Here is a 22,506-nt window from a genome sequence, read left to right on the forward strand (position 1 = left end):
CTTTTTTTGCATTACTTTCAGATGAATTCCCAGTGAATTATTTGAATCGCTGAACTTTTCTCTGTACCTTAGGTATTTTACCTTCAATAGGTATTAGATCCTTTTTAGTAGACATATTCCTTATATTGATAAGTTCTACATATTCTCTGTTTTCCTTTCCTCTTTTGCCTTTAAGACCTTGAATTAAAACCAGGTTTCCCTGATTTACAGGTATAAATTCGGGCTTTTTAAACCACTTTTTTTTCAGGTAGGAACACCTCACTATATTTCTGCTTCTTTCAGGTCTTACTAAAAGGGTCACCGTTAATTTATTAAATATCCATAATATAGTTTTTTTCTTTATCTTAACAGATATTACAGTGCCTTGTACCTGTGTCAGTCTGTCACCATATTTTTTTAAATAAGATTTCGTGTAGTATTGTGCAATTTTTTCCTTAAAACTCATGTATATACTAACTCCTTTATTACTTTATTTTGATATAAGCAAGTGCGAATTTCCTATAGAAATGGTATGAAAAATTTGATTATATTATACCATAGTATATTTGTTTTTAAAATATAAAGTAATTTTTATTATAGTTTGCATATAGGCAATATATATACTTATTTTCAAAATTCGTTCCTAAACATGACTTTAAAGAATACTATTATATTAAGCACTGAAAAGGAGGAGAAATATGAATAGAGAGCTATCTAAAGAGGAAATCATATATAATTTTGAATTGGATGATGTGGATTTTAATTTTGACAATAAGGATGATCTTTATGATGGACTTAATTTTGAGTCCGAATATGGAGAAATATATGAGAAAATTAAAACTGCATTGAATATAAATAAAGAGGGATATAATGTATATATTATAGAAAATTTTTCAAAAAACAGGCTTAAAAATATTATGAGTTTTATAAACAGAATCATAAAAAATAAGAATGATATAAAGGATATATGTTATATAGTAATTAAAGACGGCAGAATGCCAAAAGCATTGTTTTTGCCGGCAGGCAAGGGAAAAAAGTTAAAATATATGCTAAATAAAATACAAAATTCATATTTTAAATTCACCTATGAATTCTATAATGACTCCACAAATAAACAAAAGGAGATTCTGGAGAAGGATCTTCAGGTAAAACGAAGTAATTTGATAAATGAAGTTGTTGAAATGTGCCAGAGTGAAGGGTTTAGTTTAAAAATTACTGAAAGTGGATTTAGCTTTATTCCTCTGAAAGAAGGAGGAAAAGTGATGAATGAAGAAGAATATGATCTACTTAAATTAAAAGATAAGGAAGAAATATTAAATAAAGTAAACTTGTTAAAAAGTAAGGCTGAAAAGGTATTGGAAAAATTAAAAAATATTGAACTGAGCCAGATTGAGAGAATTAAACTTCTTATAGAGGAATATTATGAAAAGGAAACAAAAGAGATTAAAGAAGAATATTTAAAAATGTTTAATGGAGATGAAGAAGCTCTAAAATTTTTAAATCAGGTATGCAATAATATAGAAGATGAAATAAAAAAGATATATTCCATAAGTTATGAGGATGATAAAGAAAATATAATGAAGATAATTTACAGGTATTCAGTAAATGTATTGGTAGACAATAGTGAAAAAGATAAACCTCCTGTAATATTCGAAGAGGATCCCAGCGTAAGTAATTTACTTGGAAATATAGAATATGAAAATAAGAATGGAAATTATATTACAGATGTAAGTCTTATTGCCCCAGGGTCGCTTTTAAAAGCCAACGGGGGATGTTTAATACTTCGGATGAGTGATCTTTTAAATAATAAGGGGGCTTATTATTATTTAAAAAAATCCATTATAAGCGGTAAAGTTGATCTGAATTATAACAGGGGGTATTTAGAGTTATTATCTTTAAGCGGATTGAAACCGGAACCTATAAAATTCAGTGCGAAGATAATACTTATAGGAGATTATGGAACTTATGATTTGCTTTACAATTATGATGAAGATTTTAAGAAGATGTTTAAATTAAGGGGAGAGCATAAATCCCTTTTAAAAATAAATAAAAATACAAAAGCAATATTCCTGGAAAAAGTTTTTTCTATATACAAGAACAATAGTCTGCACCCAGTTAATGAAAAGGCAATAAAAGAGCTGGCAAGGGTTTTATCTAAGAGGGCTGAAGACAGAAATAAATTATTTATGGACGACTATAAACTAGAAAAAATCCTTATGATTTCTGACAACAGAGTTTCTGAAGGAGGAAGGGAAATCATAGATAAAATTGATATTTTAAATGCAGCTTATGAAGAAGAAATGGTGGAAAAACAAATAAACGACATGTATAGGGAAGGCCAGATATTTATAGATGTAAGGGAAAAAGTGATAGGTCAGATAAATGCTCTTTCTGTAATTAGTACAGGGTATTTCAGCCTGGGTAAACCCGTAAAAATAACCTGCTCCTGTTTAAAAGGAAGTGGAAATATTGTAGATATTCAAAAAGAAAGTGATTTAAGCGGCAAAATTCACAATAAATCTGTAAATATTTTAAGAAGCTGTATAAAAAGCTTGATAGGGGGTTATGATAAAATTCCCGTGGATTTTTATCTGAGTTTTGAGCAGACCTATGGGAAAATAGATGGTGACAGTGCTTCTGTAGCAGAAACTATAAGTATTATATCCGCTCTTACTAAAATAGGAGTTAAGCAAAATATAGCAGTAACCGGTTCTATAAATCAATTTGGAGAAGTACAGCCTGTAGGCGGGATAAATGATAAAATAGAAGGCTTTTTCAAGGTGTGTAAAATATTGGACAATACCAAGGAAAAAGGAGTATTGATACCACAGTCAAATACAAATGGATTGGTATTAAATGATGAAGTGGAGCAGGAAATAATAAAAGAAAATTTTCATATTTATTGTATGTGTAATTTGAAAGATGCAGTGGAGACTCTTATGGGAACAGATTATGATACCGTAATTTGTACAGCTAAAAAGGAATTGAAAAAATATTCATCCGACAGGAAGAGAAAAACATCAAGTAATTAATAATAAAATGCAGTAGATTCATTTGTATCAATCTACTGCAGAATTTTAAAAATTTTCATATCAACTTATTATACGTTGAATCTGAAATTGACTACATCCCCGTCCTGCATGACGTAATCCTTGCCCTCAAGTCTATAAAAACCTTTTTCTTTTGCAGCTGCTTCTGAACCACACTCTATGAGTTTGTCATAGGATACAATTTCAGCTCTTATAAAGCCCTTTTGTATATCTGTATGTATTTTACCAGCAGCTTCTGGAGCTTTTGTACCAAGTTTGATAGTCCAAGCTCGTACTTCTTTAACGCCTGCAGTTAAAAAACTCATAAGGCCAAGCAATTTGTAACTGGCATTGATCAATTTATCAAGACCAGCTTCTGTTAAACCATATTCACTTAACATTTCTGATTTCTCATCGTCATCCAAAGCAGAAAGTTCTTCTTCTATTTTAGCGGAAATAACAATTACCTGGGAATTTTCACTTTTTGCATATTCTCTCACTTTTTTTACAAATTTGTTTTCTGAATTGCCTGAAGTCAAATCATCTTCGGAAATATTGGCTACATAAAGCACCGGTTTAGTCGTAAGCAAAAAAAATTCGCTTATAAGTTCATTTTCATCTTCGGTCAATTCCATAGTTCGAACAGGTTTACCCTTTTCCAAATGACTTTTTACTTTTAACATGAAGGCATATTGGGTTTTGGCCTCTTTATCTCCACTTTTAGCTAATTTTGATATTTTTTCTATTCTCCTGTCCATAACCTCTAAATCTGAAAATATAAGTTCCAGATTTACAGTCTCGATATCACGAATAGGATCTACACTGCCATCTACATGAACTACATTTTCATCTTCAAAACATCTCACTACATGAACGATGGCTTCTACTTCCCTTATATGGGATAAAAACTTATTTCCCAGACCTTCTCCCTTACTGGCACCCTTTACCAGGCCTGCTATGTCATAGAATTCAATAGTTGTATATACCTTTTTTTTTGAATTATACATGCGTTCAAGTACATCTAATCTTTTATCTGGTACACTAACTACTCCTATATTTGGTTCTATGGTGCAAAATGGATAATTAGCAGATTCTGCTCCTGCCTTTGTTATTGCATTAAATAGAGTGCTTTTTCCAACATTGGGCAGTCCAACAATTCCAAGTTTCATCTATGTACATTCCCTTCTTAAAATTATAATTAACTAAATATAAAATCCTTTATAAATTATACTCTACAGAAAATATTATTTCAATGAAAGCAATAAATAACGGACTGAATCACTTGATATTTAATAAAATACTTTATGGGGAAATATAGTAGAAAATCGCAAATATTCATATTTTAATAGATTTAAAAAATGTATTAAAAACATTTAAAAAAGAAGGAATTTTTATGTTAATATAGAATAAATAATTAGTGGTTTAAAGTGGTTTAAAGTGGAGTGAAATAACAATAAGAGGTGCTATAATGTTTTTAGGTGAATATGATCATGCTCTGGACAGCAAGAAGAGAATAATTATACCTTCTAAATTCAGGGAAGAATTAGGAGCAAAGTTCATATTGACCAAAGGGCTGGATGGATGTATCTATGCTTTCCCGCTCTGCGAATGGCATGTTTTGGAGGAAAAATTAAAGAATCTCCCATTTACTAATAAGAATGCCAGAGCTTTTGTAAGATTTTTTTTCTCTGGTGCAAATGAAATGGAACCTGATAAACAAGGGAGAGTTGTTATGCCGCAGTCACTTTTGGAATATGCAGGTATAAATAAGGAAATAGTAAGTATAGGGGTATCCAATAGAGTGGAGATATGGAGCAGAGAAGGCTGGCAAAAATACAATAATTCCAATATAGATTTTGACAATATAGCAGAACAGCTGAGTGAACTTGGAATATAACAAAATCGGAGGACATATTTTATGAAATTCAGGCATGTACCTGTACTTTTACAGGAAACTATAGATAGCTTAAATATTAGGAAAAACGGCACATATGTGGATTGTACACTGGGGGGAGGAGGACATTCAAGGGAAATATTAAAAAAATTATCCGGCAGTGGAAGACTTGTGGGAATTGATGAAGATATTTCAGCAATTAATGCAGCAAAGGAAAACTTAAAAGAATTTAAAAATGTGACCTATGTGTGCAGTAATTTTTACTATGTAGAGGAAATTTTAAGGGAGCTTAAAATAGATAAGGTGGACGGCATACTTATGGATCTTGGAGTTTCTTCTTATCAACTTGACAATCCGGACAGGGGTTTTAGCTATATGAAAGATGCCCCGCTGGATATGAGAATGAACAGGGGAGGGTCTCTTTCCGCCCATGAAGTGATAAACAAATATGAAAGGGAAGAACTCTATAGAGTTCTAAAAGACTATGGTGAAGAAAAGTTTGCCAATAGAATAGCAAGTTTTATAGTTAGGGAAAGGGAAAAGAAGCCTATAAATACAACCCTGGAATTAGTGGATATAATAAAAAAAGCAGTGCCTTTAAGGTTCCAAAAAGAGGGTCATCCGGCAAAAAGAACTTTTCAGGGTATACGTATAGAAGTTAATAAAGAACTTAAAATATTGGATAAAGCATTGGAAGATAGCGTGGAAAGATTGAATATGGGTGGAAGAATATCTGTCATAACCTTTCACTCCCTGGAAGACAGGATAATAAAATCAAAGTTTAAAAAACTAGAGAATCCATGTACTTGTCCACCGGATTTTCCAGTTTGTGTATGCAATAAGAAACCAGTTATAAAAATTATAAATAAAAAACCAATAATACCTTCACAAGAAGAAATGGAAAGAAATCCAAGAAGTAAAAGTTCTAAATTGAGAACGGCTGAAAGAATTTAGTTCTAAAGTTTAGGTGGGGTGAATAAAGTGATAGTGATGAATGAAGAAAATATGATAAATGGCAATACTGTCTTACAACCAGAGTACAAGCCTTATGAAAAAACTAATGGAAATATACATAAAAAGAAAAATACAGACAGACAGAATAAGGTAAAAAATAAACTTAAAGTGCTCTTAAATATCTGTGTGTTTTTTATAATTGGATTAACTCTCATATATAGATATTCCGTAATATACAATATGCAAACTGAATTGAATTCAGTGGAAAGCAATATAAGCAATATTAATAGACAAAATGAAAATTTGACAGTAGAATTGGTAAAGTATAATAATCTAGAATATATAGAAAAAAATGCAGAAAGCAAACTTAATATGATAGTACCAGATAAGGGAAATGCGGTTTATGCAAATTTGAATAAACCAATTATAAAAAACAAGATAGACACAGATAAGATAAAAACACAAAAAGGGATATTAAATAAGTTGAAGCAATTAATATGGAGGTAAGTAATTTTGTACAGAAAGGAATATAGAGATAGAGTCATTATCAGAAAAAGAATGATAATTGCTTTTAGTTTCTTATTTTTAGCTTTCTTTTTATTGGTATGTAGAATGGGTTATGTAATGATATATAAATCATCTGAACTTAAATCTATGGCTGTAGCTCAATGGACAAGTGATGTGAAGATTGATGCAAAACGGGGAAAAATTTTAGACAGAAGTGGGAATGAATTAGCTGTAAGTGCAAATGTGTACAGAGTTGATCTGGATATGAATACTTTAAAGCAAACCATGGAAGAAAAAAAAATATCTGAAGATAAATTGTCGGGGGAACTTGCTGGTATTCTTTCCATGGATAAAAATGATGTATCTAAAATATTAAACAAGACCTTGCCGGGAGGGCTTCCAATCGGCTCTGCAACTTTAAAGAGAAGGGTAGAAAAAGATGCAGCGGATAAAGTGAGAAATCTGAACTTGAATGGTATACTGGTATCTTCAGATACCAAGAGGTATTATCCGAACAATAATTTTTTAGCTCAGGTAATGGGGCATACAAATTCAGATGGGGTTGGATTGACCGGAGTTGAACTTTACTACAACAAGGAATTGGCAGGAACCCCCGGCAGCAGAATTGCAGAACTGGATAGAAAGAGCCAGGAATTACCCTATACTATTTCAGAATTTACAAAACCAGTGGATGGAAAAGATGTAGTTCTCACTATAGATGAGATGATTCAGCATTTTGCGGAGAAATCAGCTGAACAGGCCCTTAATGATTATAAGGCAAAGGCAGTTTCTATAGTAGTAATGAATCCTAAAAATGGAGAGATATTGGCTATGGCAAATAAGCCGGATTATAATCCAAATGATCCCTGGATAAAGGGTGAATCCTACGATGAGCTCCAAAAAACATGGAGAAACAGGGCCGTTAGTGATACTTTTGAACCAGGCTCCATATTTAAGGTGGTAACGGCTCAGACTGCACTGGAAACCAATTCTGTAGGACCAAATGACACTTTTTCATGTGATGGAAGTATAACTATAGGAAAAAGGGTCATACACTGCTGGAAAACTTCAGGACACGGGGTTCAAACCTTCGGGGATATATTGAAAAATTCCTGTAATGTGGGATTTGCGGAACTCGGAAAGAAAATAGGAAAAGAAAAGTTAAATGACTATATACACAAATTTGGTTTTGGACAAAAAACCGGTATAGATTTACCAGGGGAGGCAAGAGGAATAGTGAAAAAAACACAGGATATAAGTGATGTAGATCTTGCCACCATTTCATTTGGTCAGGCTAATACGGTGACTGCAGTCCAATATTTAAAAGCTTTTAATGCAGTGGCAAATGGAGGAAGCTTGATTACTCCTCATGTCATGAAAGAAATAGAACATTATGATGAAAACAGCGGTAAAGAAATTGTAGATAAGACATATGATGTTAAAGCCAATACCCAGAAGATATTGGATTCAAGCAAAGCTGCACAGCTTAGAGGATACCTGGAGGTAGTGGTTTCTGACGGAGGAGGAAAAAACGCCTTTATAAATGGCTATCATATAGCAGGTAAAACCGGAACGGCACAAAAAGCCGGGGTGGGAGGATATCAGCCTGGAAAATATGTGGCTTCATTTGCAGGTATGGCGCCGGCAAGTGATCCTAAGGTAACAGTGCTTGTTTCTGTAGATGAGCCGGATCCATCCAATTACTATGCAGCACAGACAGCTGCACCAACTGCAAAACAGGTTTTTACGGATATATTTAATTATCTTGCAATAAAAGGAGATGCAGTACCTCAGGATCCTAATCAAGCCAGCAGCCAGACAAATGTCCAGAATGAATATCAGGATGATTAGATTTTCCTTTACAGGCAGTGTCTTAAAAATTATAATTGAAATTAGTCAGGGCATGCAATATCATAAATTTATGATATTGCATGCCAATACTATGTGTAGGCTGTGTGTATTTTGTACATAATTTGTAACTAGGGAGTTGATATTATGAATTTAAAAAGATTATTGAATAATTTGGAATATGAAATTATCCAGGGAAATGATAATTTAGACATAAGGGAAGTACAATATGATTCAAAAGAAGTGAAAACAGGAGATGTTTTTGTATGTATCCGCGGATATGTTACTGACGGCCACAGGTATATAGATAATGCCTGCCAGAATGGAGCATCAGCAATTGTATTGAGCGAAAGGGTGGAAATCATTCCTGAATGTACTGTAATAAAGGTGAAGGATACGAGAAAGGCATTGGCACTCATTTCATCAAATTATTATGATAATCCTTCTAAAAAGATGAAGATAATAGGTATAACAGGAACCAATGGCAAAACTACCTCCACTTTTATGGTAAAGTCCATATTGGAAACTGCAGGTTACAAGGTAGGACTTATAGGAAGTATAGCCAATTATGTGGGAGACAGGAAAATACCTTCCCATAGAACTACGCCGGAATCCCTGGAGCTTCAGAAGTTATTTAAAGAAATGGCGGATGAAGCTGTGGATTACTGTGTTATGGAAACTTCCTCCCATTCACTGTATTTGGATAGAACATACGGAGTAAAATTTTCCCAGGCGGTATTTACTAATTTAACCAGGGATCATCTGGATTTTCATAAAACCTTTGAAAATTACTACAGGGCTAAACTTATTCTGTTTAGGAACACTTTTAATTCTGTAATAAATATAGATGATAAATATGGGGAGAGAGTATATAAAGATGCGTGGGGAACCAAGGTGACTTATGCCATAGATGGGAAGGCCGATGTGAGAGGAAGCAATTTAAATATGCACTCAAGGGGAATAAATTTTGATATAAGTTATAATGAAAAAACAGAGTCTGTGGGTTTAAATATACCTGGCAAGTATAATGCCATGAATGCTCTTGGAAGTGCAGCAGCCTGCTTATGTGAAGGGGTGGATTTAAGTACTGTAAAAAAGGGTCTTGAATCAATGGAGTCTGTACCTGGAAGGTGTGAAATAGTTACTAAATCATATGATTTGGGATATGAGGTGGTAGTGGATTTTGCACATACTCCTGATGGACTGCAGAATATATTGAAAACCGCCAGGGAATTTACAAAGGGAAAACTTATATGTGTATTTGGATGCGGCGGTGACAGGGACAATACCAAAAGACCCATAATGGGTAAAATAGGCACTGAGTTGTCTGATTTTGCAGTGATAACTTCAGATAATCCAAGGACGGAAGAACCCATGTCAATAATAGATGAAATAGTGGCAGGTGTGGAAACTCATAATTATATGGTCATTGAGAACAGAAGAGAGGCAATAAAAGAGGCCATGAAGATGGCAAATAAGGGTGATGTGGTAGTTGTAGCAGGGAAAGGACATGAAACTTATCAAATCCTTAAAGATAAAACCATACATTTTGATGAAAGGGAAGTAGTAGCAGATATTATAAGGGAATTCACAATTCACAATTAGCAATTTGCAATATAAGAAAATGTACAATTTACAGCTGTTATTTTGCAACTCTTGAATTATACAGATTGTGCATTGTGAACTGTGCATTAAAAAAGGGAGAGTGTTGTTCTTGGAGTATATGAGCTTTAAAGAAATAGTAAATTCAGTAAAAGGTAAAGTTATATTGCCTGGAAAATACAATGGATATGAAAATGTGTGCACGGATACCAGGAAGCTTAAAAAGGGAGATATATTTATTGCTCTAAAGGGAGAAAATTTTAATGGCAATGAATACGCAGGTCAGGCAAGTGAAAAAGGGGCTTCTATCTGCATTGTAGATGAAGTCAGATTTAATAGTGATGAAATAAATGAAGGCACAACTATAGTCCAGGTGGAAAATGGCAACAGGGCTCTTTTAGATCTAGCTGAGTTTTATAAAAGCAGACTTCATGTAAAGATAATAGGAATAACAGGTTCTGCAGGTAAAACTACCACTAAAGATATAATTGCAGCTGTACTTGGTGCTAAATTCAAGGTGTTTAAGACAGAAGGTAATTTTAATAACCAGATAGGTCTGCCTCATATGTTGTTTAAATTGGACAATAGTTATGAAGTGGCAGTTCTGGAGATGGGTATGAACTGCAAAGGAGAAATACATAATATGGCTAAAGCTGCAAGACCGGATATTGCAGTGATAACAAATGTACTAAGGGCACATATAGGAATCCTGGGAAGCAGGGAAAACATATTAGAGGCAAAATTGGAAATAACGGATTTCTTTTCAAAAGATAATATTTTAGTAATAAATTCAGATAATGATTTACTTGAAAAGTTAAAGGATGATAAATTTATTATAAAGAGAGTGGGAGTGGAAAAGCCTGCAGATATTTCTGCATATGATCTGGCGGTAGATGAAGATTCCATTGGATTTAAGGTGTGTGAAAATAAAACTGAAACTGGAGAAAGTTTTGCAGTGAATTTACCGGGAAAATACAATATAGTGAATTCCCTGCTGGCAGTTGCCTGTGGAAGACTTTTAAACATGACTTATGAGGAAATAAGGAGAGGATTTAAAAATATAAAGACTACTGCGCTGAGAATGGAAATATTCAAGGGCAAAAAATTCAATATAATAAATGACAGTTATAATGCCAATCCGGAATCCATGGAAGCTGCAATAGATGTTCTGAAAGACTTTAAATGCAATAGGAGGATAGTGGTGTTTGGAACCATGAGGGAACTGGGGGATGCAGCCTATAAGATGCATGAAGAAGTTGGAAGATATGCGGCAAGGAATAATATAGATCTTTTTATAGCTTTAGGAGATCATGCTGAGGATTTTAAAAGAGGATTTAAATCTATAAACAAAAATGGACAATTTATGATCTTCAATAAACAGGAAGAGGTTCTGGATTTCCTTTTAAGTAAATATATTAAAGTAGGGGATACCGTACTTGTAAAAGCTTCAAGAGTTATGAAGTTTGAAATTATAGCAGAAGCACTAAAGAAAAGCAGCAGTTGTTAGGAGGTGAAGGCCCTATTAATTTAGGGCAAATATAGTATGAATAAATTAATATATTCTGTTCTCATAGCATTTTTAATAGCAATTTTAGAAGGACCTGTTTTGATTCCGATTCTCCATAAGTTCAAATTTGGGCAGAGCATAAGGGAGGATGGTCCAAAGAGCCATCTTAAAAAAGCTGGAACACCAACCATGGGAGGCATAATATTCATATTGGCAACTTTTATAACCATGGCAATCCTGGTAAAAAATCCTTCAGACGAGGCAATGATAGCCTTGTATGCATTTGTGGCATTTGGAGTGATTGGAGCTGTTGATGATATTTTGAAAATAGTGAGAAAAAGAAACTTAGGCCTTAGAGCTTACCAGAAAATGATATTGTTATTGGCCGTATCTGGAATATTTGCCTGTTATTCTGCCAATAATCCTTATATAGGTACATCTATAATAGTACCTTTTGCACATAAGACCTGGGATTTAGGAAGATTTTATATTCCATTTATAATAGTATATTTTGCGGCTACTACAAATGCTGTAAATTTAACAGATGGCCTTGACGGACTGGCTACTTCCGTTACGCTGCTGGTAATGACTTTCCTGGCTTTAGTAAGTTTTGCTATGGGTCACATTACATTAGCTGTTTTTTGTGCAGTTTTAGCAGGAGCACTTTTGGGATTTTTAAGATATAATGCTTTTCCTGCAAGAATTTTCATGGGGGATACAGGTTCCCTGGCATTGGGTGGTGCTGTGGCGGCAGTGGCCATGATATTAAAACTTCCATTATTGGTTATAATAATTGGTGGAATATATGTAATGGAGGCAATATCTGTTATACTTCAGGTGGTTTCCTTCAAACTTACTGGCAAAAGAATTTTTAAAATGGCACCCATACATCATCATTTTGAACTTTCAGGCTGGCATGAGACTAAAGTGGTTTCTATATTTTGTATAGTTACAGTAATATTGTGTTTATTTGGATTTCTATCTCTATAGATGGAAACATCAATAATAAAATGTCAGGAACAGCTTATGCTTTTGTCAGCCTTAGCAGTAATAATCTAGGAGGATTTTTATGAAAATTAGCAAGTCAAAGACTAAAATGGGTTCTATAGACTTTATAATGTTCTCAACTATAATGTTGTTAGTAGCCATTGGAGTGGTAATGGTCTATAGTGCAAGTTCTTACAAGGCGTTTTTTGATAAAAGTACACAAGATAGCATGTTCTATTTAAAGAGACAGGGATTATGGGCAATAATAGGTACATTTTTTATGTTTTTTACCATAAAATTCGATTATAAAAATATAAAAAAATATACAAAGCTGCTTATGATAATATCCGTAATATGTCTACTGGCGGTATTTGCCTTTGAATCCACCAAAGGTGCCCAGAGGTGGATAAGAGTAGGTTCCATTGGATTTCAGCCTTCTGAAATAGCTAAGTATATTGTAGTCTTGTATATGGCTAAAAGTATAGAACTAAAAGGCGGAAGAAAAATAGAAACCATGCTCTATGGAGTTATTCCATATCTTTTAGTTTCCGCCTTTTATGCAGGTCTGGTATTTGCAGAAAAAAACTTAAGTATAGCTGCTGTAATAATGATAGTTACGATGATAGTTCTTTATGTTTCCGGGGCCAGAATTATTCATATGGTTGGTGTGGTGGGATTAGTTGCAATTGGAGGGATAGCAGGAATAATATTTGAGCCCTATAGAATGGCTAGATTTACAAGCTTCTTGAATCCCTGGGCTGATCCTAAAGGCAATGGATACCAGCTGATTCAATCTCTTTTGGCCATGGGTTCAGGAGGAATATGGGGAGTGGGTCTTGGGAGATCAAGACAAAAGTGCTATTACATACCAGAACCCCATAATGATTTTATATTTTCCATTATAGGAGAAGAACTGGGGCTCATAGGGTGTACAATTATTGTTATATTATTTATAGTACTTGTATGGAGAGGAATTGTAGTTGCCATAAAGGCAAAAGACACCTATGGTACACTTCTAGCTACTGGAATAACCTCAGTTATTGCAGTACAGGCCATAATAAATATTGCAGTTGTAACTGGCTCTATGCCGGTAACAGGTGTGCCGTTACCTTTTATAAGTTATGGCGGATCCTCCCTTGTAATCAACATGATAGCAATGGGAGTGCTTCTGAATATATCAAGGCAAAGCGAACATGGATAAAACATAGCATTGCAAAATTTGTAATGCTATGTTAATTTGGAAAAATGTTTTATTAATTAATGTTATTGTAAGAAAAAATATATAAAAAATTAATGATTATTTTAATGAAATTAATTTTATTAAGTGTTAATATATATATATCTTATAGTATTTTACATTCAAATTATAAAGTGAGTTGGTAGGAGATGAGTGGTTTTTCGGTAAAAATAGATAATGATATGATTTTAAAGAGACGAAAAAAAAGAAAAATAAAAAGGGCTCTTATTTTTATGGTGTTTTTATTAGCATTATTTTTTATACTTTGTTTAAAAATGCCTTATTTTAATATACAGCATATTAAAGTATATGGAAATAAAAATGTTTTAAGTACTGATATTATAAATAGATCCAAGATAAATACAGGAAATAATATATTTTATATTAATTTAAAAGATGCAGGTAACAGTATATTAAGTAATCCATATATAAAAGATGTGGTAATAAGCAGAAAACTTCCAACTACTATAAATATAAATGTTAAGGAAAGAGAAGCAGTATTTTACTGTGAAAATAATAATAAGTATTACGTTATAGATGAAAATGGCATTTTACTTCAAAAAATAGATAATATAAATAATATGCATTTAGTTAAACTAGATGGAATTGATTATACTAAAACGGATATAGGTAAAGCTATCGATGATAAAAAGGATGAAAGAAAAATAAAAGCTATAACTGCCTTGGGAAATATAATTCAAAATAATAAATTTCCTGTTGAACTTACTTCTGTGGATGTAGGTGATTCCCTGGATATTAAAGCATACTTTGATAATATGCTTATAAAACTGGGCAGTGAGGAAAATATGGATAAAAAGATGAACAAGGCGTTGAATATATTATTGGAAGAAAAATTAAATGGTGCTAGGGGATATATAGATGTAAGATTCGATGGAAATCCTGTATTTCTTATTGATAAGTAGGAGGATAAAATAAAAATGCGTAAATTTGCCTCACAAATTAGTGTTGCTCTAGTGTGCTGTATACTTGGATTTATGCTTGCCTATCAATTTAGGGTGTTAATGAAACAGGATAATACTTTAAATTTGAGTAATCAAAACAATACAGATGTTACGGTGACAATAGAACAGTATAAAAAAGAAAAGGAAGCTTTGGAAACAAAGGTAAATGAACTCCAAAATAAAGTAAAAGATTATGAAGATGCGGCAGCAAGCAAAAGTGATTCTACAAAAAATGTTTTACAGCAGTTGGAGAATACCAGAATACTTACAGGAGAAGTAGACGTATATGGACCTGGAATAGTCATATACCTTACCCCTAATAACAATCTTTTTGGAAGCAGCAGCAGTATGGATAATCATATAACGGACAAGGATTTAGTTTATCTGGTGAATGAACTTAGGTTTGCAGGAGCTGAAGCTATATCCATAAATGATATAAGGATTGTTTCCAGAACCGGTATAAGAACTGCAGGAAACTATATACTCATAAATGATGAAAAGATATCACCATCCAGCAGAATAACCATACAAGCTATAGGAGATAAAAATTTACTATACAGTGATATGAGCTTCCCGGAGGTTTTTACAGATATAAAAAGCATATGTGATGTTAAATTTCAAAAATCAGATAATATAACTATAAAAAAATACAATAGGGCATATGATTTTGAATATGCCAAACCTGTAAAGAAATAAATTAAAGGTGTGATAAAAAAATGATAGCATTTATTGGTCTTATATTGGGAATAATTATAGGAGTGGTCTGGAATGTTAATATTCCAGATAAATTTTCACCCTATATGTCAGTGGCAATTTTGGCCTGTTTGGATTCTGTATTTGGAGCTATAAGAGCTAGCCTGTCAAAAAGTTTTCAAGCCGATATATTTATATCAGGTTTTTTTGGAAATGCAGTGCTTGCTGCGGGGCTTGCCTATTTGGGAGATAAATTGGGAGTACCTATATATTTGGCGGCAGTTATAGTTTTTGGAGGAAGAATATTTGATAATTTTGCAATTATAAGAAGACTGTTGTTAGAAAAGAACAAGCCACATCGATGAGGTGAATGGAATGAAAAGCAATGAAGCCAATACTTTTGTTTTTATAGCTTCTATAATCATAGGCATACTGATATCTACCAACATGAGTTTTGTAAAGGGAAACACTAGCAAAAGGGTGTTTTTAAGTGCAAAGCAGTATCAGGATGCATATAACTATAAAAATCAGCTTTATAATCAGATATCAGCATTGTCAGAGCAGTACAGGGACAATTACAATAAGCTCAATAAATATAAGGACAATGAGCAGAATCAAACTCAGATTGTAACTGAAATAAATCAGGAATTGAATCAGAATAATATGGAACTGGGAAAGGTAGCTGTAGAAGGACAGGGGATAAACATATTTTTAAATGATGCGGTGATGGAAGATGGACTTGATGCTTTTCAGTATCAAATGAAACTTGTACATAATACTGATGTGATACAGGTAATAAATGATTTGAAAAATGCAGGAGCAGAGGCTATTTCTATAAATGGACACAGGATAGTGGATACTTCTGAAATATATTGCAGTGGACCATTTTTAAGGGTGAACGGAGTAAAAATTGCCTCGCCTTTCTCAATTGATGTCATAGGAAATAAAGATGTACTCTATAATTATATGATATCCAATGAAAATTATCTAAAAATATTGATGACTAGAAAAATAGTGGTGAAAGTGACTAAATCAAATAAGATAGAGATACCAGCCTACAATGGAGATTACAGGATACAATTTATGAAAAATAAAGATTAAATTATTTTTTTACAAATTTTACCATTAAATTATGGTCTATGTATTAAAATAATTAAAAAAAAAATTAATTTTTGAAGGAATTTTAATTTCTATGGAGAATAATATCATTATGCGTGTAATTGTGTTTAACAATAAAGGAGACGGTATTATTGTCAATTAAAGAAAATTTAAATTATATAGAAAAATATTTAAATGGGAAAAAAGTTGTTTTAGTGGCCGTTTCAAAGACTAAGCCTGCAGAAGATATACAAAATGCATATGATGCGGGTATCAGGGATTTTGGGGAAAACAAGGTTCAGGAACTTATGGATAAAGAACCTGTTCTTCCTAAGGATATAAGGTGGCATTTAATAGGGCATCTTCAGAGAAATAAAGTAAAATATATAGTTGGCAAGGTTTATCTCATTCACTCTCTGGACAGCATAAGGCTTTTAAATGAGCTGGAAAAACGCTATAAATCGGAGAAACTAAAGGTGAATACTTTAATTCAGATAAATATAGGCCGTGAGGAGAATAAAACCGGCATATATGTAGAAAACTTGGAAAATTTAATAGAAGCCTGTGAAACTTGTACAAGTATTAGGGTAAAAGGATTAATGGCTGTAATTCCACAAGGTGATGAAAAAAGCTGCAGGTATTATTTTAAAAAGATGAAGTCCATTTTTGATGAATTGAAAAAAAGAAAATTTAATAATATAAGTATGGATATATTATCTATGGGCATGACTCATGATTATAAGATTGCAGTTGAAGAAGGCTCAACTTTAGTAAGAGTTGGAGAAGGAATATTTGGAAAGAGAAATTATAATAAATAGGAGGTATTTTTTATGGCCAGCAAGATGATAAATAAGATGATGGGGTTTTTAGGTCTTGAAGATGATTTGGAAGAAGATGTAGAAGAAGCAGATCAGGAACAGGGCAGAAAAACTATAAATGATTTTGAAGGAGTAGATCCTATTATAAATTCTAAAAGACAGAATAAAGTTGTAAGTATACATACTACTATATCTGCCAAAGTGAAAATAGTTAAACCAACTACTTATGAAGAAGCAGCAGACATATGTGATGAACTTAAAAACAGAAAGATTATAGTTATAAATACCACAGGACTTGAAACCAGGATAGCTCAGAGACTTCTTGATTTTATGGGAGGTGCAAGTTATGCTCTGGGCGGAGATCTGGAAGAGATTGAAAAAGGGGTATATATACTTTCTCCATCTAGTGTAGAAGTTAGCAGTGATTTAAAAAATGAGTTGTCGGGAAAAGGAATATTTGGATGGAAGTAGACAATAATAGAAATATATGATGTTTAAAATAAGTATTTTTGGAGGCAAAAATGATAAGCAATACCTTAGCTGTGGCAATATCTCTTTTGTTTAGATTTTTGGAAGGCGCTATTATATTGGATGTAATTTTATCATGGGTGATGCCGGGAAGAGGTAATGCATTTACAGATCTTTTACATGTATTTACTGAACCACTTATGAAACCTGGAAGGATAATTCAGCAAAAACTTATACCGGGGCTTGCCTTGGATTTTTCTCCTATAATAGCTTTTCTTATAATAGACATAATAAGAGGTGTTGTATTTTCTATACTTTAGGGGATATAAATAAAAAGATGATGAAAAAGAATGATTTTATAAATAAATTTTGTTATTGCAGTGAAAATGATATATTACCTATATATGATAAAATAGTTTTAGCAGTGAAAAGTCATAGGGTTATATATATGCCGGAATTTTATACACCTAATATATGGAGGACATTGGATGATTTAAGTGAAGAAATTGAATTGAATATTTATAATTATGGTATATTTGAAGATGCCGAGAGGAGAATGCTGGCATTTTCAGAGGAACCCATAGAACATTATCCTGTAAAATTAGTAGAAATACAATGTAAATCAAAATTTGCAAGATTAGAGCATAAAGATTATTTGGGAAGTTTGATGTCTCTCGGAATTAAAAGAGAAAAATTTGGAGACTTGATACTTAAAAAAGAGGATTTATGTTATTTATCTATCTGTGAAGATATAAGTGATTATGTAAAGATGAATTTAAAGAGTATAGGAAGATGTCCCTGTGAAGTAAATGAAATGGATATTGCTACAAGTAAAATTCCAAATTACAGTTTTAAAACTTACGGTTTAAGTGTTTCATCTCTTAGAATCGACTGTTTAGTAAGTTCTCTCTGTAATTTATCCAGGAATAAGTCTGATGAAGTAATCAGACAAGGCAGAGTTCTTTTAGACTATCAGCCTGCAGTCAAGAGGGATAAACTTATAAACGACTATTGTGTAATAACCATAAGAGGTTATGGAAAGTTTAAAATTGATGGAAAAACAGGACGGACTGGAAGTGGCAGGTGCAAACTTCTTGTAAAAAAATTTAGTTGATTTGAGGTGCCAAACATGCAGATAAACGCTGAGGAAATAACAAATAAGGAATTTAAAAAAAGTCTTAGAGGATATAATGTAGATGAAGTGGATGAATTTTTGGATAAGGTAGCAGAGGACTATGAGTCACTGAATAAAGAAAATTCTTTCTTAAAGGAAAAACTTCAGTCTGTAGAGGATAAGATAAATCATTATACCAGAATGGAAAATACCATACAAAATACTCTTTTATTAGCTCAGAATGCTTCTGAACAGGCCAAGGAGAATGCTAAAAAAGAAAGTGAGTTTATAATGAGAAATGCAAATGATGCAGCTCAGAAGATAATAGATAAAGCCCACAGTGATGTTATTCAAATTAATGATGAGTTTGAGAGGGTAAAACAGGAATTTGGAAAATTCAGAACCAAGTTTAGAAATTTTATGAAAACCCAATTGGAAATGTTTGATGACATGGAAAAGGATTTTGTAAAAAATTATGACATAGGTTATGAGCTGAATGAGTATTCTTTAGATGATATTTCCCAAAAAGATGTTTCCGTAAGGGAAAAGGAAATAGAAGAGGCAGATCAAAATGATGAAAATACTTCTTTAAAATCAGATAAAAATAATCAGGAAGATGGTAATGAAAAAGATAAGCTGGAAAGCCACAAAGATGACACTTTGGCAGATGAAGATGAGTTGGCTGAAATTAAAAATTTTTTTATTAAGGGATAGAAGAACCACTCTAAAGAGTAGAGTGGGTTTTTTGATTATTTATATAAAAAACCTTAATTGTGAATTGTAAAAGTTGACAATTGTTATGAGTTTATATATGCTATTAATATGCAATATGGGGACATATGTATGATTTTACCAATAGAAGGAGGCAATTCATTATGATTATTGGAATTATTGGAGCTATGGATGAAGAAGTGGAAATACTCCTGTCAAAGCTGGAGCTGAAAAAAGTTGAAGTGAAAGCCAATATGAGATTTAATTCCGGAAAACTTTATGATAGTGAGATAGTGGTAGTAAGAAGCGGAATAGGAAAAGTAAATGCAGCTATTTGTGCACAAATACTCATTGATGATTTTAATGTGGACAATATCATCAATGTAGGTGTGGCAGGAGGCACAGCAGAAGATATATATCCTGGAGATGTGGTTATAGCAAATAGCCTGGTACAACATGATGTGGATACATCTGCTTTTGGAGATAAAATAGGTCAGATACCTAGAATGAACACATATGATTTTAAGTGCGACAGGGATCTTATAGAAAGGGCTCAAATGGCATGTAAAAAAATAGAAAATATAAAAAATTTTACAGGAAGAATTGTCACGGGAGATCAATTTATCTGCAGTACGGAAAAAATAAAGTATTTAAACAGGGAGTTTAATGCACTTGCCTGTGAAATGGAAGGTGGAAGTATTGCTCAAGTGGCTTATTTAAATAATATACCTTTTGTAATAATAAGATCCATATCGGATAATGCAAATAATGGTGCAAGTATGGATTACAAAAAATTTGCACCTATTGCTATAAGAAATTCTACTGAAATAATAAAAAACATGATTATGGGTTTATCACAGTAAAAAAGCTTCATCATATCCAGAAATGACGTGATAATTTGTATAAATTGCAGATTGGGAGGAAACCAATGGAGGTATCTATAATATTGATAGGGCTTCTAATAGATAGAATGGCTAAAATGTGGGCTATTGGAAGTTTAACTCATGTTTCTCAGATCGTTATAATAAAAAATGTATTTTCATTTTTATATTTGGAAAATAGAGGTGCGGCTTTTGGAATTTTACAGGATAAGGTTTATTTTTTAACGTTTATTACAATATTGGTAGTTACAGGCATGATATATTATATGCTGAAATATAAGCCAAGGTCAGCTATGGCTAGAATAAGTTTTTCACTTATAATAAGCGGGGCACTGGGAAACTTAATAGACAGGTTAGTTTATAAATATGTAGTTGATTTTATTTCAATTCATTTTAAGGATATCTATTATTTCCCTATATTCAATATAGCAGATGTCTTAGTTGTGGTGGGAACAATATTGTTGATATTCTATTTGTTAAAGGAAGAAAAGTATGGAGATTAAAGAGTTTTCAGCATGTAATGAGGAAGAAAAAATGCGGTTGGATTTATTTTTATGCAAATATTTCCCGGATAAATCCAGAAATTATATCCAGAATTTAATAGAAGATGAACTGGTGAAAGTGAATGGAAAAGTAAAAAAAAGCAATTATAAAGTTAGAAATAAAGACAATATTATCATAACATTTTCAGAGCCTGTGCAGATGAATGTAAAAGCAGAAGACATACCTATTGATATACTCTATGAGGATAAAGACCTTATTGTAGTAAATAAACCCCAGGGAATGATAGTACACCCTGCAGTGGGAGTATATACCGGTACACTGGTAAATGCCCTTTTAAATCACTGCAGTGATCTATCAGGTATAAATGGAGTGATGAGACCTGGAATAGTTCATAGAATAGATAAAGATACTTCTGGAATACTGGTAGTTGCTAAAAATGACAATTCACACAATAAGCTGGCCGTGCAGCTAAAAGATCATTCTATGACCAGAGAATATGTGGCATTGACAGAAGGAGTTATAAAAGAGGAAAAAGGTACTGTGGATAAGCCCATTGCCAGGCATCCTAAGGATAAAATAAAAATGGCAGTAGTTCATGATGGGAAAAGAGCAATCACCCATTATGAAGTTTTGGAAAGATTTAAGAACAATACTTTAATTAAATGTGTATTGGAAACGGGAAGGACACATCAGATCAGAGTTCATATGTCATATATAGGCCATCCACTAGTAGGGGATCCGGTATATGGGTATAAAAAACAGAGATTTAATTTAAATGGACAGCTGCTTCATGCTAAAAAATTAGGATTTATACATCCTTCAACAGGAAAATACATGGAATTTGAAACAGAAGTACCAGATTATTTTAAAAAAATAATAGAAGTATTGAGAAAAAGATGGGCATAATTTTCATATTAAATCTGGTACTTTGTTGAAATTAAGATTTTATTTCAATCATAATAGGACAGTGATCTGAACCGGTTATTTCAGTTAAGATGGCTGCCTTTTTTACTTTTTCCAGAAGATTGTTTGATACAAAATAGTAGTCTATCCTCCAGCCTGCGTTTCTTTCCCTGGCTTTAAACCTGTAACTCCACCAGGAATATTCTATTTTTTGTGGATTCATATACCTGTAAGTATCGGTATATCCACTTTTTATAAATTTATCTATCCATTGCCTTTCTATAGGAAGAAACCCTGAATTTTTTGCATTGGCTTTGGCGTTTTTTATGTCCATTTCAGTATGTGCAGTATTGTAATCCCCACATATTATGAGCTTTTTATTTTGAGATACAAGAAGATTGCAGTAATCCAGTATTGCATTGTAAAAATCCATCTTATAATCTAATCTTTCCTGGCTCATCTGTCCGTTTGGAAAGTATATGTTAAGCAAGGTGAAGTCCTTAAATTCAACTGTCAAAATCCTGCCCTCCGAGTCAAATTTTGAAATTCCTATTCCATGCTTTATGGATATGGGTTCAAATTTGGTATAAACTGCTACACCGCTGTAACCTTTTTTTTCAGCAAAACTAAAGTAAGAATGATATCCTTCTATATTTTTCAAGTTGTCTTCCAAGGTAGCTTCCTGCAGTTTAGTTTCCTGAATACATAGTATATCAGGGCTTTCACTTTTTATCCATTTAAAAAAGTTCTTTTTTGAAATGGCTCTGAGACCATTTACATTCCAGGAATATATTCTCATAGGCTATTTCC

The 22,506-nt window shown here is 32.7% G+C and carries 24 protein-coding genes; 21 read left to right on the forward strand and 3 right to left on the reverse strand.

Annotated elements, in window-relative coordinates; genetic code table 11:
- Window positions 1-37: 37 nt before the first annotated feature.
- Window positions 38-445 (reverse strand): hypothetical protein, encoded by a 408-nt coding sequence (locus ACYUJ6_RS06020; protein ID WP_461844932.1) that lies wholly within the window; start codon window positions 443-445, stop codon window positions 38-40.
- 232 nt (window positions 446-677) lie between these two features.
- Between ACYUJ6_RS06020 and ACYUJ6_RS06025 the strand changes: the two genes are divergently transcribed.
- A complete protein-coding gene (locus tag ACYUJ6_RS06025; protein WP_461844933.1) occupies window positions 678-3,011 on the forward strand; it encodes an AAA family ATPase in 2,334 nt (777 codons plus the stop codon).
- A 68-nt stretch (window positions 3,012-3,079) separates the two neighbouring features.
- Here ACYUJ6_RS06025 and ychF read toward each other — a convergent pair whose 3' ends face one another.
- Window positions 3,080-4,177, reverse strand: a complete 1,098-nt coding sequence (gene ychF, locus ACYUJ6_RS06030) for a redox-regulated ATPase YchF (protein WP_461844934.1) — start codon at window positions 4,175-4,177, stop codon at window positions 3,080-3,082.
- Between the two features lie 299 nt (window positions 4,178-4,476).
- Here ychF and mraZ point away from each other — a divergent pair, with 299 nt between their 5' ends.
- From mraZ to ACYUJ6_RS06130, 20 genes are all read left to right on the forward strand, one after another.
- Entirely contained in the window at window positions 4,477-4,905 is a 429-nt protein-coding gene (gene mraZ / locus ACYUJ6_RS06035; protein ID WP_461844935.1) for a division/cell wall cluster transcriptional repressor MraZ, read from the forward strand.
- 21 nt (window positions 4,906-4,926) lie between these two features.
- Entirely contained in the window at window positions 4,927-5,856 is a 930-nt protein-coding gene (gene rsmH, locus ACYUJ6_RS06040; protein WP_461844936.1) for a 16S rRNA (cytosine(1402)-N(4))-methyltransferase RsmH, read from the forward strand.
- Between the two features lie 36 nt (window positions 5,857-5,892).
- Complete coding sequence (locus ACYUJ6_RS06045; protein WP_461845456.1) at window positions 5,893-6,363, forward strand: septum formation initiator family protein; 471 nt, start codon at window positions 5,893-5,895, stop codon at window positions 6,361-6,363.
- 51 nt (window positions 6,364-6,414) lie between these two features.
- Entirely contained in the window at window positions 6,415-8,214 is a 1,800-nt protein-coding gene (locus ACYUJ6_RS06050) for a stage V sporulation protein D (protein ID WP_461845457.1), read from the forward strand.
- A 144-nt stretch (window positions 8,215-8,358) separates the two neighbouring features.
- A complete protein-coding gene (locus tag ACYUJ6_RS06055; RefSeq protein WP_461844937.1) occupies window positions 8,359-9,816 on the forward strand; it encodes a UDP-N-acetylmuramoyl-L-alanyl-D-glutamate--2,6-diaminopimelate ligase in 1,458 nt (485 codons plus the stop codon).
- 109 nt (window positions 9,817-9,925) lie between these two features.
- A complete protein-coding gene (locus tag ACYUJ6_RS06060; protein WP_461844938.1) occupies window positions 9,926-11,320 on the forward strand; it encodes a UDP-N-acetylmuramoyl-tripeptide--D-alanyl-D-alanine ligase in 1,395 nt (464 codons plus the stop codon).
- 36 nt (window positions 11,321-11,356) lie between these two features.
- Window positions 11,357-12,310 carry a phospho-N-acetylmuramoyl-pentapeptide-transferase gene (gene mraY, locus ACYUJ6_RS06065; protein ID WP_461844939.1) on the forward strand — a complete coding sequence of 318 codons (954 nt, stop codon included), beginning with the start codon at window positions 11,357-11,359 and terminating at the stop codon, window positions 12,308-12,310.
- 85 nt (window positions 12,311-12,395) lie between these two features.
- Window positions 12,396-13,508: a stage V sporulation protein E gene (spoVE, locus tag ACYUJ6_RS06070; RefSeq protein WP_461845458.1), complete on the forward strand. Its 1,113-nt coding sequence runs from the start codon at window positions 12,396-12,398 to the stop codon at window positions 13,506-13,508.
- Window positions 13,509-13,693: 185 nt separating this feature from the next.
- Window positions 13,694-14,467, forward strand: coding sequence for a cell division protein FtsQ/DivIB (locus ACYUJ6_RS06075; RefSeq protein WP_461844940.1), 774 nt, complete (start codon window positions 13,694-13,696; stop codon window positions 14,465-14,467).
- A gap of 15 nt (window positions 14,468-14,482) precedes the next feature.
- Complete coding sequence (locus tag ACYUJ6_RS06080) at window positions 14,483-15,202, forward strand: DUF881 domain-containing protein (RefSeq protein WP_461844941.1); 720 nt, start codon at window positions 14,483-14,485, stop codon at window positions 15,200-15,202.
- 20 nt (window positions 15,203-15,222) lie between these two features.
- Window positions 15,223-15,564 carry a small basic family protein gene (locus tag ACYUJ6_RS06085; protein WP_369702572.1) on the forward strand — a complete coding sequence of 114 codons (342 nt, stop codon included), beginning with the start codon at window positions 15,223-15,225 and terminating at the stop codon, window positions 15,562-15,564.
- A gap of 10 nt (window positions 15,565-15,574) precedes the next feature.
- A complete protein-coding gene (locus ACYUJ6_RS06090) occupies window positions 15,575-16,300 on the forward strand; it encodes a DUF881 domain-containing protein (protein WP_461844942.1) in 726 nt (241 codons plus the stop codon).
- A 149-nt stretch (window positions 16,301-16,449) separates the two neighbouring features.
- The gene (locus tag ACYUJ6_RS06095; protein ID WP_461844943.1) at window positions 16,450-17,115 is read left to right on the forward strand and encodes a YggS family pyridoxal phosphate-dependent enzyme; all 666 of its coding nucleotides are present in this window, start codon (window positions 16,450-16,452) and stop codon (window positions 17,113-17,115) included.
- 12 nt (window positions 17,116-17,127) lie between these two features.
- A complete protein-coding gene (locus ACYUJ6_RS06100) occupies window positions 17,128-17,586 on the forward strand; it encodes a cell division protein SepF (protein WP_461844944.1) in 459 nt (152 codons plus the stop codon).
- 50 nt (window positions 17,587-17,636) lie between these two features.
- Complete coding sequence (locus tag ACYUJ6_RS06105; protein WP_461844945.1) at window positions 17,637-17,903, forward strand: YggT family protein; 267 nt, start codon at window positions 17,637-17,639, stop codon at window positions 17,901-17,903.
- Between the two features lie 17 nt (window positions 17,904-17,920).
- Complete coding sequence (locus tag ACYUJ6_RS06110) at window positions 17,921-18,697, forward strand: YlmH family RNA-binding protein (RefSeq protein WP_461844946.1); 777 nt, start codon at window positions 17,921-17,923, stop codon at window positions 18,695-18,697.
- Window positions 18,698-18,712: 15 nt separating this feature from the next.
- Window positions 18,713-19,411, forward strand: a complete 699-nt coding sequence (locus tag ACYUJ6_RS06115) for a DivIVA domain-containing protein (RefSeq protein WP_461844947.1) — start codon at window positions 18,713-18,715, stop codon at window positions 19,409-19,411.
- 161 nt (window positions 19,412-19,572) lie between these two features.
- A complete protein-coding gene (locus ACYUJ6_RS06120; protein WP_461844948.1) occupies window positions 19,573-20,271 on the forward strand; it encodes a 5'-methylthioadenosine/adenosylhomocysteine nucleosidase in 699 nt (232 codons plus the stop codon).
- Between the two features lie 65 nt (window positions 20,272-20,336).
- Window positions 20,337-20,792 carry a signal peptidase II gene (gene lspA / locus ACYUJ6_RS06125; RefSeq protein WP_461844949.1) on the forward strand — a complete coding sequence of 152 codons (456 nt, stop codon included), beginning with the start codon at window positions 20,337-20,339 and terminating at the stop codon, window positions 20,790-20,792.
- The gene (locus ACYUJ6_RS06130; protein ID WP_461844950.1) at window positions 20,782-21,699 is read left to right on the forward strand and encodes an RluA family pseudouridine synthase; all 918 of its coding nucleotides are present in this window, start codon (window positions 20,782-20,784) and stop codon (window positions 21,697-21,699) included. The genes lspA and ACYUJ6_RS06130 overlap by 11 nt, the downstream gene beginning before the upstream one ends.
- Before the next feature lie 31 nt (window positions 21,700-21,730).
- Here ACYUJ6_RS06130 and ACYUJ6_RS06135 read toward each other — a convergent pair whose 3' ends face one another.
- The gene (locus ACYUJ6_RS06135) at window positions 21,731-22,495 is read right to left on the reverse strand and encodes an exodeoxyribonuclease III (RefSeq protein ID WP_461844951.1); all 765 of its coding nucleotides are present in this window, start codon (window positions 22,493-22,495) and stop codon (window positions 21,731-21,733) included.
- Window positions 22,496-22,506 lie beyond the last annotated feature (11 nt).

This window comes from Clostridium sp. JNZ X4-2 (assembly GCF_054889485.1).

Excerpts from the sequence above, each read along its gene's own strand:
- ACYUJ6_RS06020 (WP_461844932.1), bottom strand. The coding sequence starts at position 445 with ATGAGTTTTAAGGAAAAAATTGCACAATACTACACGAAATCTTATTTA.
- ACYUJ6_RS06025 (WP_461844933.1), top strand. The coding sequence starts at position 678 with ATGAATAGAGAGCTATCTAAAGAGGAAATCATATATAATTTTGAATTG.
- ychF (WP_461844934.1), bottom strand. The coding sequence starts at position 4,177 with ATGAAACTTGGAATTGTTGGACTGCCCAATGTTGGAAAAAGCACTCTA.
- mraZ (WP_461844935.1), top strand. The coding sequence starts at position 4,477 with ATGTTTTTAGGTGAATATGATCATGCTCTGGACAGCAAGAAGAGAATA.
- rsmH (WP_461844936.1), top strand. The coding sequence starts at position 4,927 with ATGAAATTCAGGCATGTACCTGTACTTTTACAGGAAACTATAGATAGC.
- ACYUJ6_RS06045 (WP_461845456.1), top strand. The coding sequence starts at position 5,893 with ATGAATGAAGAAAATATGATAAATGGCAATACTGTCTTACAACCAGAG.
- ACYUJ6_RS06050 (WP_461845457.1), top strand. The coding sequence starts at position 6,415 with ATGATAATTGCTTTTAGTTTCTTATTTTTAGCTTTCTTTTTATTGGTA.
- ACYUJ6_RS06055 (WP_461844937.1), top strand. The coding sequence starts at position 8,359 with ATGAATTTAAAAAGATTATTGAATAATTTGGAATATGAAATTATCCAG.
- mraY (WP_461844939.1), top strand. The coding sequence starts at position 11,357 with ATGAATAAATTAATATATTCTGTTCTCATAGCATTTTTAATAGCAATT.
- ACYUJ6_RS06075 (WP_461844940.1), top strand. The coding sequence starts at position 13,694 with ATGAGTGGTTTTTCGGTAAAAATAGATAATGATATGATTTTAAAGAGA.
- ACYUJ6_RS06080 (WP_461844941.1), top strand. The coding sequence starts at position 14,483 with ATGCGTAAATTTGCCTCACAAATTAGTGTTGCTCTAGTGTGCTGTATA.
- ACYUJ6_RS06085 (WP_369702572.1), top strand. The coding sequence starts at position 15,223 with ATGATAGCATTTATTGGTCTTATATTGGGAATAATTATAGGAGTGGTC.
- ACYUJ6_RS06090 (WP_461844942.1), top strand. The coding sequence starts at position 15,575 with ATGAAAAGCAATGAAGCCAATACTTTTGTTTTTATAGCTTCTATAATC.
- ACYUJ6_RS06100 (WP_461844944.1), top strand. The coding sequence starts at position 17,128 with ATGGCCAGCAAGATGATAAATAAGATGATGGGGTTTTTAGGTCTTGAA.
- ACYUJ6_RS06105 (WP_461844945.1), top strand. The coding sequence starts at position 17,637 with ATGATAAGCAATACCTTAGCTGTGGCAATATCTCTTTTGTTTAGATTT.
- ACYUJ6_RS06110 (WP_461844946.1), top strand. The coding sequence starts at position 17,921 with ATGATGAAAAAGAATGATTTTATAAATAAATTTTGTTATTGCAGTGAA.
- ACYUJ6_RS06115 (WP_461844947.1), top strand. The coding sequence starts at position 18,713 with ATGCAGATAAACGCTGAGGAAATAACAAATAAGGAATTTAAAAAAAGT.
- ACYUJ6_RS06120 (WP_461844948.1), top strand. The coding sequence starts at position 19,573 with ATGATTATTGGAATTATTGGAGCTATGGATGAAGAAGTGGAAATACTC.
- lspA (WP_461844949.1), top strand. The coding sequence starts at position 20,337 with ATGGAGGTATCTATAATATTGATAGGGCTTCTAATAGATAGAATGGCT.
- ACYUJ6_RS06130 (WP_461844950.1), top strand. The coding sequence starts at position 20,782 with ATGGAGATTAAAGAGTTTTCAGCATGTAATGAGGAAGAAAAAATGCGG.
- ACYUJ6_RS06135 (WP_461844951.1), bottom strand. The coding sequence starts at position 22,495 with ATGAGAATATATTCCTGGAATGTAAATGGTCTCAGAGCCATTTCAAAA.